This window comes from Natranaerobius trueperi (assembly GCF_002216005.1).
Lineage (GTDB): Bacteria > Bacillota > Natranaerobiia > Natranaerobiales > Natranaerobiaceae > Natranaerobius_A > Natranaerobius_A trueperi.
Map to the genome: position 1 here is coordinate 1 of NZ_NIQC01000106.1, position 330 is coordinate 330.

General features: G+C 37.6%; 1 protein-coding gene and 1 pseudogene. Both read left to right on the forward strand.

Annotated features, from left to right (window positions below; all coding sequences use genetic code 11):
* Positions 1-224 (forward strand): hypothetical protein (locus CDO51_RS13315; protein ID WP_240503602.1); only part of this gene is annotated, 224 nt, incomplete at its 5' end.
* A pseudogene (locus CDO51_RS14855) lies at positions 172-330 on the forward strand (IS110 family transposase); the annotation flags it as partial. The gene CDO51_RS13315 and the pseudogene CDO51_RS14855, both read left to right, overlap by 53 nt.

Here is a 330-nt window from a genome sequence, read left to right on the forward strand (position 1 = left end):
CTAGAAAGGTAATTCAAGCAGCATCGCATAGCACTGGTGTGACAGAAGGCATATTTATGGCAAGACAAGAATTAAAAACTCTTTTGTCACAGAATGAAGCTTTAGTTGAAGATAGAACAAGTACTTGTTCAGATAGAGCATATTATGAAAGAAATCCCGGGAACAGAAGAAATGATGAGTATTTCAGGAGTAGGTATGGTAACAGTAGCAGGGTTTTTGTTTGAAGTAGTGGATTTATCTAACTACAAACATCCACGTCAAATTCAGAAACTAGCAGGCTTGAACCTGAAAGAAAACAGTTCGGGTAAACACAAAGGTGAGACCAAGATA